Here is a 10,537-nt window from a genome sequence, read left to right as displayed (position 1 = left end):
GCCGCTCTTTCCAGCATGCGCGAGCACGTTCCTCATGAAGTGAACCCGGCACCTTTGCCAAGTGGCATTGAGAACCTTGGAAACGGCAGCCTTGAGACCTTCGTGCGCATCAGAGACAACCAACTTCACCCCGCGTAGACCGCGGCGCGTTAGCCTGCGCAGGAATTCCGTCCAGATCGGTTCGGCCTCCGAGGTGCCAACTTCCATACCCAGGACCTCGCGCCGACCGTCGTTATTGACGCCGACCGCGATAATGACGGCGACTGAGACGATGCGGCCGCCACGCCGGACCTTGAGATAGGTCGCATCCACCACAGGTCGTCGACAGAACGAGTCGAGATTCCCTGGATATACGCTTCCTGGATAACGGCCGTCAGAGCTTTCTCTGCCATGCGGCGCGGTTCAAGGAAGCTCGGAAAGTAGCTGCCTTTGCGCAGCTTCGGAATGCGAAGCTCGACGGTGCCAGCCCGCGTCTCCCAATCGCGGTCACGGTAGCCATTGCGTTGAGTGAGCCGCATGGGGTTCTTCACACCGAAGTCAGCACCCGTAGCCGAGCCGACCTCCAACTCCATCAGCCGCTCGGCGGCAAAGCCAATCATCTCACGCAACAAATCTGCATCGGCACTCTTCTCAACAAGCGAACGCACGTTCATCATGTCATTGGTCATCGGTGATCTTTCCGTCAGGTTGGTCTTGAACAACCCGACCCTAGCGGAAAACACTGATGGCCGCCCGCAAAGCCGATCACCCGCTACAGCGCAACGAGAAGCGCGCGGGCGCTCGGCTTTACTCCCTACCGTCACCTACGCCACGTACTGGGACACGATCGGTAAATGGCCAACGCGGTTGCTTTGTGATCAGCCGTTATCTTCGACGAACCGAATAGCGTCTTGCAAGAAGCTCCGGAAATAGTCAGGATTTTCGCACATCGGAAAGTGCCCAAGCCCCTCCATAACGACATGACGGCTGCCAGGAATGAGGGCCGCTAGCGCTGCTCCGTCTGCAGGCGTCGCAGAGTAGTCATAGGTCCCGGAGAGAAGAACGGTCGGTGTTCGCTTGGCATCAATCTTCGGACCGACGACGGCACCGTCGAACTCGTCGCTGTAGAACGAAAGATCGCCGGGATAAACTCCAGGAGCACCCTGCGAGTAGATCCAACTGGCGCGGCGTCGCTCTTCTTGCGGGCTGAGCGGGCTCATGATTCCGCGGACATAGGCTGAGTTATGAAGCGACCCATGAACGTTGACGTTGTGTTGAAAGGGGTTGCGACGGCCCTTTGACTTCAACGGCGGCTCGACCGCAATTACACCCATTAGACGTTCCGGTCGCTCCGCCGCCAGCACCATGCACATCGCCGCGCCCATAGATCCTCCAACGACGATAGCTCTGTCTCCGACGAGCTGGTCGAGTATCGCCGTGCACCAGGTCAGGTAGAGATCCGTTGTGAGTTGATAGGGCGAGCCGTCCCAAGTTAAAGGAGGCATCGAACGTCCGTGAAACGGCAGATCAACTGAGATCAATCGGTTCGTACGCGCAAACCCAGTGTCGGAGAGTTGCGGTAGAAACTGACGGCCGTCTGCGCCAGCCGTATGGAGGAAAAGGATAGGAGTTCCTGCACCGGCTTCCTCGTAAAAGATATCGTGTTCTACGCCGCCGACCTCTACCCGCTTATAGCGTCCGGTGACCTGTTCAATATTTCGATCGATCTTCGGCGCAACTAGGGGCGGAGACGCTACGACGATTTCGAACAGTCGCTCCAGAGCGGGACGCGCTTGAGCGATTGCTACGGGCGAACCAGATAACGTGAACTCAGGGTTAGCGAGTTGAAAGGCGGTGAACGAATGGTAGGTTGCCGGCGGCGGCACCTGCATAACCTTTTCCCAAGCTCCTTCTGGGGCACTCAGTATGACGTCAGCATTTTCGTCCGCGCCGTCCAGTGCGACTATCCCGCCTCCCACAGCAAGTGATGACTTTTCTGGTCCAACTTGCAACGAGATCCGTGTTGTAAGACCTGGGGTCAGTCGCGGTAGCTCCGGATCTTCGATCGCCAGGGTTACGCGTTTAATCAGCTCGGCATGGGCGCCCATACGTCCTCCCTAACAAAATGATGTTGTTGGGAAGCCGCACTTCCTGTGTCTCACCTCCCATAAGAGAGGTAAGCAGATTTTCAGACAATCTGTCAACCTTAGCCGTCGCCTGAACTTCGTTTTGTGGAACTACTCGGAGGTTTCGACGGGGTTCTTGCTCAAGTAGTCCAACGCCACCTTAGCCGCGATTTCGATATGGCGCTTGCAAAGCGCGGCTGCCCTGTCGCCATCACGCAACGCAATAGCGGCCGCAATCTCTCTTATTTCGAAAACGCTGTTCTGCAGCCGCCCTGGCTGGGTCATCGATGTCATCCGCAACAATGTGACCCGGTTGTGCAACGACGTGAGCATTTGCTTCACAAACACGTTCTTGCTGCCGGTCATCAAACAATCGTAAAAAGCGGTCTTGGCTTCGATGATCCGCGTTCCGGAACCGCTCTTGGCTGCGGCTTCGAACGCTTCCACGGTCTCGAGGAGAGCAACGATCTCTTCATTCGAACCGTTCTCGGCGAACTCCTGGCCGGCAAAGCTTTCAAGCAGCGCGCGTACACTATAAAGCTGCCTAGCCTCCTCGTAGCTGATAGTGCTGACAACCGGCCCCCGATGCGGATAGCTAGTAATAAGCCCTTCAGCTTCTAACTGGCGTAGCGCCTCGCGAACTGAAGTTCGGCCAACCCCGATAAGTTCGCACAACTCGCGCTCCACCAGCCGCTGCCCGGGCTTGAAACGGCCACTTGAAATAGCCTGCCGGAGCTTATCCTCAACAAGGATTCGAAGAGAGGCGTTTTGACGTCTAATCTGGAGGTCGATCGTTCCCATTCACAACAAACCTTCGATGAAATTTCTAGTGACGCACAGAATCAATATACTGCCGGAGCGTTTCGTAGGACAACCCGATTGTCTGCAAACAGCAAAAAATTTCAATCGGTTTATTGTGGGTCACAGGAGAACTCTAGCGAACTGGAGGTCTGGCGCAAGGGGAGAAAATTTCTGTAGCACCTCAGGGTCATGACCCGGAATGATGAGTCCGTTTGCTCCGGCAAGGACGCGGAGCTTGTTGTAACCCTCGATGACCTCTAGGTAATCTGCAAACAGGGGAAACGCGCCGTCATTTTCAAGATAGTGCTGGAAATGAAGCGCGTCGGAAGCGATAACCAGCAAAGCGCCGCCTGTTGCCACCGTAACAACTTGCAAACCTTTCGAGTGACCGCCAACCAGATGCACCCTGCATCCAGGAACAATTTCCCCATCCCCATCATGGAACCGTACCCGTGACTGAAAAACGAGCCGGACCGCGTCGACGACACCTTCTGTAGCAAAAGGCCGACGCATTCGCTCATGGCACATACACCGCCCCGTTCCATACGCCATCTCCCGATCCTGAATGTGAAAAGTGGCGTTAGGAAAGGCCGGGAGGTTTCCGGCGTGATCGTAGTGCAGGTGTGTCACAACGACATCAGTAATTTCGCTGGATTTGATGCCAAGGCTGCTCAGTGCTGCCACCGGATGGATCAAGAGGGTCCGCCCTCTGGCCGCGCCCTCTCCGGCTTCGAAACCAGTGTCAACAAGAATTAATCGGTCCTCGAGACGGATCAGCCACACGAAGTAGTCGATTTGTGATGGACGATCATGAATGTCATTCGTCTCTAGTATCAGGTCACTTACTGGTCTTTGCGCGGTGCCGTAATGGATGGCGAGCACTGTCCACTCGTTCAAGAGAATTCTCCCCGCCATCAGTCCATCAAGACTAGGTGTCGATTGATCTCGGCCCTGTCAAGACGGTCGAAAACCTCATTGATCTCATCAAGGGGGCCAGTGCTCGACAGCAATTTGTCCACTGGCAGCTTACCTTTGAGGTAAAGGTCGATATAGCGGGGTATGTCGCGCGATGGCACGCAGGAACCCATATAGCTGCCCTTGATCGTTCTCTCCTCTCCGACCAACGGCAAGGGCGAAACCTCGAAACGGGAATTTGCGCTGGCCAGTCCGGCCGTAGCGGTCATCCCTCCGCGCCGGGTAATCTCATATGCAAGCTCGAATGCCTTTTTGGATCCAGCCATCTCTATCGCGTAGTCTACCCCGCCGCTTGTCGCGCCTTTTACTTGGGCAACAATATTCGGCGAGGTGGCCAAAAAAGTCTTCGTCGCTCCCAGCTCCTTGGCAAGATCCAGCTTCGCTTGGATTAGGTCGATCGCCACGATATCGCTTGCACCGCTCGCAACAGCGCCAAGTATCGCCGAAAGGCCTACGCCGCCGAGCCCGATTACCGCCACACTACGGCCTGGGCGGACCCCACACGTGTTCATCACAGCTCCAACGCCGGTCATAACGGCACAGCCGAAGAGAGCAGCTGTCGCCAAATCGATATCTTTGGTCACTTTGACTACCGAGCTCGCCGACACGACAGCATATTCGGAAAACGCAGAAACGCCGCTATGGTGGTTAATTTCGTATCCTCTCAAACGGATGTGCTTGCCGCCGGATAGAAGCGTTCCTGCAGCATTGGCCTGGTAGCCCGGTTCGCAGAGGCTGGCGCGGCCTTCAGCGCAATATGAGCAATGGCCACAAACCGGCAGAAATGACATGACTACATGGTCACCAACCTCAACCTTCTCGACACTCGGTCCGATTGCTGCGACGACGCCAGATGCCTCATGGCCTAGAGCGACTGGAAGCGGACGCGGTCTGTCCCCATTGATTGCGGACAGGTCAGAGTGGCAGACACCGGCAGCCTTGATCTTGACCAACACCTCCATGGGGCCAGGCGGCGTCAGTTCCACAAGCTCAATCTTAAGAGGTTTCGAATTTGAATAGGGCTTCGGCAGACCCGACTCCCTGAGGATTACCGAACGCATCTGCATCTTTGAAATTCCTTATCGATGTGCAAGCAACTGCATTGGAGAGGGGATATAGCGGAATCCGTCTCCGTTTCGCACCACATGCCCGGCACCTGGCCATGCGAAGTGATAGGACATTACCGCAATGCGATCTGTCGCCAGCATATCAAGCACGCGCGTGCGGGATCTAGCTGACAGCTTCGGGTCCGTGTCGTATCGGAATTCCATCATCGGCCTCTCCATCAACAGGATATGATGGTGCGTAAGGTCGCCGAGAAAACAGAGGCGATCGTTTCCCGACTGCAGCATAAAACAATGATGACCGAGCGTGTGGCCGGGGGCCGAAATCGCGTGAACGCCCGGCAAGAACTCCTCGCCGTCTTTGAAAAAGAAGGTCCGATCCTTGTGGGGAAGCAGGTTTCGCCGAGCGTTATCGATTTGAAATTGAAATGAAGAATCGATCGACGACCCGTCCGTCCAGTCCGTGAAGTCTCGCTCACTGATGAAGATGTCGGCGTTCGGGAAATTTAACCTTCCATTGGCATCGCACAGACCGCCGATATGATCGATATGGGCGTGCGACAGAACCACCGCATCGATCTCCGTCGGATCTCGACCTGCCTCTCTCAGGCTGGCTAGGAGTCGACCTGTGGTGGGCCCGAAAGCTTTGGAAGACCCCATCCCGGTATCAAATAGAATTGTTCTTCCATTTATCTCAACAAGCGGCACGTTTTGCTCGAGTACAACTTTGTTCGTTGGCAGGAAATTGTCCTCTAGCATCAGGCTGACCGTGCGTGGCTCTACCCCCAAGAAGTTCAGGCGAGGATCTCCTAGCTCTAACGGCCCGTCGGACAGTACCGTGATTTTTCCATCGCCAAATTCGAACGGATAAAAATACGGAAGCTTGGCCAGGTGATGCATACTAAGAGACACTGATTTTCCTCCCATCAGGTGCTTGGCGACATTTTTGGCAGATTGTATGATAATCTGTCAAATATTTTTGAAGAAAGCCATATCGAGAGCGACTGCCTTGCTTTAGGAGCCGGTGTACCGCGTTTTCCCCGGCCTACCGAATGCCGCGCAGTAGGAGCAGAGCATTCGAGAATGCGGCTCGCGGGGCCGCACAACGCATGGTCGTTGACCCAGCGTTGCCCCCTGTTCCGCGAAAAACCGCAGACATTCAGAGATTGACGAGGCTCAAGTTGAGTTGTCTCACAGCGCGCACCGCATCACCGTCCATCAGACAGGTGACATTTTCCCTTATTCGCGCTCATCATCGCGAAGCGGCGTAACGATCTGAAACGAAGCCGGTGGCGGACGCGCGCACCCAAAGAGCGATCAATTCCATCTTCGGCAGGGCCTTGCTGTAAAAGAAGCCTTGCGCCGAACCGCATCCGTTCGCTGCGAGAAATGCTGCCTGCTCGGCGGTCTCAACACCTTCCGCCACCACGTCCTGCCCAAGACATTGTGCAATGGACAGAATCGCTTTGACCAATTCTTCGTTCCTTTTGTCCGAGCTATTTATGAATGACCGATCGATCTTCAGCGTGTCGATCGGGAAGCGGGCTAGATAGTTGAGCGCCGAGTAACCGGTGCCAAAATCATCGATAGCAATCGAAAATCCCATTTGACGCAGCTTAAGAAGCGTCTGCAGGGTCTCGCCCTTCCGATCGAGAAGCAGACTCTCCGTGATTTCGATTTCGATCCATTCCGCGCGGCAACCGGTTTCACCGAGGATTGCAGCGATCTCGTTTACCAACCGTGAGCATTGGAATTGCTTACCCGAAAGGTTGACTGCAATCTTGTGCAGGTGGTGGCAATCGGCGTTCAGCTCCTTCGCCGTCTTGCACGCTTCACGCAGCACCCATCGCCCGAGTTCAACGATCAGCCCGGTATCCTCAGCGACCGGAATGAATCGAACCGGCGGAATCATGCCCATCTCGGGATGAGGCCATCTCAACAACGCTTCCGATCCTATCATTACGCCGCTGTCCAGAAGCACCTTGGGCTGGTAGTGCAGCTCCAATTCTTCGCGCTCGATAGCGCGGCGCAATTCAGATTCCAACTGCATCCGCTCCTCCACGCCCACAGTCAAATCCTTCGAATAAAAGCGAAAACTGTTTCTCCCCGAGCGTTTGGCAAGATACATCGCAGAGTCGGCGTATTTCACCAGATCGTTGACATCTGTGCTGTCGTCGGGCGAGATCGCGATGCCTACACTGCATGACACGTAGACTTCCTTGCCATCCAATAGGAAAGATTCCTTGAATCTCTCGAGGATCGAGCACGCAACCCAATCGAGATCGTCGGTTGTCTGGATTTCCGGCAACAGAATCGCGAACTCGTCGCCGCCGAGACGCGCAACCGTGTCGAGATCGCGGACAGATTTCTTAAGCCGGGTAGCGACCTGGCAGAGTAGTTGATCACCCACAGGGTGACCCATCGTATCGTTCACGACTTTGAAATGGTCGATGTCAATCAGCATTACCCCTGTCCGCCGACGTTGAGACGACGCGTCACTGACGACCTTTTGCAATCGCTCGTTAAACAGCAAGCGGTTCGGCAAAGAAGTCACCGGATCGTAAAAGGCCATTTGCCTGATTTTTTCCCGCGAGGCGTTCAGTTCCGTGACATCGCGAGAGACCCCGAGGACTCCTGTAACCTCTCCCCCGGCGCCGAGGACCGCAAGTTTACGTGTTTCGAGAAGAATGGACTGACCGTTCTCCGGGGAAACCACCCAATTCTCGTCGATAAGTATGCCACCGGCTTCGATCGTGGCCTCATCAGATTTTCCGGAAATGTGAGCTCTCTCAGCCCCGAACAATTCAAGGTCCGTTTTTCCAACGACCTCCGCCTCCGATTTCCCGGTCAGCCGCTCAAATGCATGATTGCACAACAGGTGTACGCCATCGACATTCTTTACCCAAACCATGTCAGGAATGGTTTGCAGCACACTTAGCAATTGCGTCCGCACGGAGTTGATGGCGTCTTCCGCCTGCCTTCGTTCCGTGACATCACGCGAAAATGCCAGGAGCGTGGTGGCGGCGTCAGGATCGGCGCTTGGTCGTCTAGCCACCGACAACTCGAACCATCGGGTCTCGCCGTTTGGCAAGGATACGCTAATGCATCGACCGTAGGCAACTCCTTCACTGCTTGCAGTTCGAAGCGCCTCCATTGCAATAGCCGCTTGATCAGGCGCAAGAACTTGGTCGACCGTCCTACCCAGTAGCATTTCCCGCTGCTGGGCTAGTAGTTCGGGATTTCTGGTCCAGACCTGAAGATATCGCCCATCCTCGTCGACCTCAAACAGAACGTCTGGAATAGCGGTGACGATCCCTTGGGCTAGTTCGAGAGCGTTTTTGAGTTCCTGCTCCGCCAACTTGTGTTCGGTTATGTCGATGATAACGCCAATCAGACCCGCGGGCTCGTCGTCGTGACCTCTGAAAACTGCCTTGTTGCAGACAACATCCAGGATGGCGCCGTTTGCGAGAGCGATCTTACGCTCGGAGACTTGGGCTCCACCCCTTTCAAGAAGGCCTTTCTCTTCAATAGAATAAATTTCCGCCAGTTGCGTTGAACTGAGATCAAAATCTGTATTCCCGATGATCTCGTCGCGCGAGCGACCGAGGAGATCTTCGAAAACCTTGTTGCAACCGACATAGCGACCGTGCAGATCTTTGAAGAAAATTGGGAGGGGCAACACGCCGATCAATGCTTCAAGCAGCGCTCCTCGGTCGGCTGAGGTATCATGATGCAGCGCTTCGTCTCTCCGGCGATTGCGCCTTTTCTGAAAAAAGGAGCGTTGCCAAAGCGGTTGTAAAGTCGAATTCATCGTGAAGCTCCTTACCGAGGGCCAAGACAGATGCATCATCCATCCGATCAGGAATTCCGGGAACGCCACCCAAATCATTCGAGCAACAAATTGATGCAGATATGTCAGTAAGGCGTCGAACCGCGCGTCGGCCTGAGCCGGATAGTGCGGTCGGAAATGAACTTTGCTTTCACATTCGAAGCAACAACCTTCGCGGCAGCACGTAGATCGAAAGGCGCAATGAGTATGTTGTCCCGTTTGGCGAGAGGAGGGCCGGAGGAAGAATGCTACCGCGGAGCAAATATGTTCGTTGGAACCGGATCGCTTGTCTCATGTCTCCTGAGGCGACCCGGGCATTTCCCAATTTGAACTGTCATTCCTTAGCGCAGCCTACCTTGCACGAGAGCCGATCATGAAGGCACCGCATTCCACACAGACCCCGCATGCGATCTTCAATCGGCCGGCTTCCAGGAGAGCGGATCCGCTGGGTTATCGAAATATTTAGCAGCAGCGCTGGCAGACCACCAAGCTGTATTCTTCGGCTCGATCCAATCCTCAGAGTTAGGATCGCAATCAGCTGGCAAAACCGCCATTACATCCTCTATGGTACTGGGAATTGCTGGCCGCAGGATTGTCTGAATTTTGGGGCCCTGTCCCTCAAGAGTTCGCATCATTACGTCCCATACGAAACCCGCCTCAGAGCGCGGCGGCCAGAAATGAAAACTCTTGCTTACGAAGTCGGGGTTCCGTCGCCAGTAACAGGCTGCCGAAGCTTCGCCCCCTAGAACGATTGGGATCATGTCGCGCCCGGACTGGCGCACCGCGTTGATAACACCATTCTCAGCTCCCGACTGAACGATAATACCATCAATTCGACCGGGATTCGCTGCAAGGAATTTTTGCACCTCGGCCTGCGCGACCTTGTCTGTCCACTTCCCGTCGACATGACCTACGATCTTTATCTCGGGATAATACTCCAGAGCCTTCTTTGCGCCGACGTCAAAGCTGTCCGAGGAGGCAAAGCCGGAGATCCCCGAAACGAGAAGCACATTGCCACTTCCTTCGATTTCTTCAGCGAGCCACTTCGCCGCCTCAAACCCGCCTTGCATGTTGTTCTCAGTTGCGTTGACGGCGAACGGCGATGTTACGTAACCAGAGTACGAGAACACAGGCACTCCTTTTGAATACGCATACTCTATCGTAGGATTAAGCGCCGTGAGGTTCGAACAGCAGATAATAATTGCATCAACGCCGTCGTCTACCATCTGCCGCATCTGCCTGATCTGGACAGCGTCTTCAAGATTTGACTGGGTGACGATGAACTCGGAGACCAGCCCCGCTTTCTTGAAAGCTGGAACAATCTTGTTTGTGAACTCATCAAGAATACTCGCACGCCAAGAATTGTCAGCATATGTCGATGCGTACCCAATTTTCCACGGCGGTGCTCGCTGTGCCTTAAACGTGCGGAAGACAGATTCACCTGTAGGCAACTTTGGATCGAGCAACTCGTAGGTTTTTCGTTCCTCCCGCGGCAATTCCGTAAGGCCACCGGCGGCCGCTACAGAAGGGATCACCAAGCCGGTGATTAGAATAATGGCTCTTGTAATTTCACGTATGCGCACGGATTTGATACCTCTCGTGTCTCTGAGCATTGCAAAGCAGTTGATCTCTTGAAGGTTGATCGGCTCTAGGTGGGTTTTTTACAGTCAGACGGGCGGCGAAAGGGAGACCAAGAGCCTAAGGCCGGATTTCGCTTCCGTAAGCGGATTTCCCTTCAGTAGAACGCCGCTATCACAGTGGCC

General features: G+C 54.9%; 7 protein-coding genes and 1 pseudogene. All 8 read right to left on the bottom strand.

The window, feature by feature from the left end; all coding sequences use genetic code 11:
• A pseudogene (locus EV130_RS30985) lies at positions 1–668 on the bottom strand (transposase); the annotation flags it as partial.
• Positions 669–857: 189 nt separating this feature from the next.
• Complete coding sequence (locus EV130_RS30975) at positions 858–2,087, bottom strand: alpha/beta fold hydrolase (RefSeq protein WP_004673293.1); 1,230 nt, start codon at positions 2,085–2,087, stop codon at positions 858–860.
• A gap of 129 nt (positions 2,088–2,216) precedes the next feature.
• Positions 2,217–2,906, bottom strand: coding sequence for a GntR family transcriptional regulator (locus tag EV130_RS30970; protein WP_004673291.1), 690 nt, complete (start codon positions 2,904–2,906; stop codon positions 2,217–2,219).
• Positions 2,907–3,026: 120 nt separating this feature from the next.
• On the bottom strand, positions 3,027–3,821 hold the full coding sequence (locus EV130_RS30965; RefSeq protein WP_018247149.1) for an N-acyl homoserine lactonase family protein: 795 nt from the start codon (positions 3,819–3,821) through the stop codon (positions 3,027–3,029).
• Positions 3,821–4,948: a zinc-dependent alcohol dehydrogenase family protein gene (locus tag EV130_RS30960; RefSeq protein ID WP_004673287.1), complete on the bottom strand. Its 1,128-nt coding sequence runs from the start codon at positions 4,946–4,948 to the stop codon at positions 3,821–3,823. The genes EV130_RS30965 and EV130_RS30960 overlap by 1 nt, the downstream gene beginning before the upstream one ends.
• 12 nt (positions 4,949–4,960) lie before the next feature.
• A complete protein-coding gene (locus tag EV130_RS30955) occupies positions 4,961–5,845 on the bottom strand; it encodes an MBL fold metallo-hydrolase (RefSeq protein WP_011053353.1) in 885 nt (294 codons plus the stop codon).
• Positions 5,846–6,197: 352 nt separating this feature from the next.
• Positions 6,198–8,756: a sensor domain-containing protein gene (locus EV130_RS30945; protein WP_004673285.1), complete on the bottom strand. Its 2,559-nt coding sequence runs from the start codon at positions 8,754–8,756 to the stop codon at positions 6,198–6,200.
• Between the two features lie 431 nt (positions 8,757–9,187).
• Complete coding sequence (locus EV130_RS30940; RefSeq protein ID WP_018247148.1) at positions 9,188–10,387, bottom strand: ABC transporter substrate-binding protein; 1,200 nt, start codon at positions 10,385–10,387, stop codon at positions 9,188–9,190.
• Between the last annotated feature and the right edge of the window lie 150 nt (positions 10,388–10,537).

Source organism: Rhizobium azibense, assembly GCF_004342325.1.
Classification (GTDB): domain Bacteria; phylum Pseudomonadota; class Alphaproteobacteria; order Rhizobiales; family Rhizobiaceae; genus Rhizobium; species Rhizobium etli_B.
The sequence above is the reverse complement of the archived record's forward strand: the minus strand, read 5'-3'. Positions and strand labels throughout refer to the sequence as shown.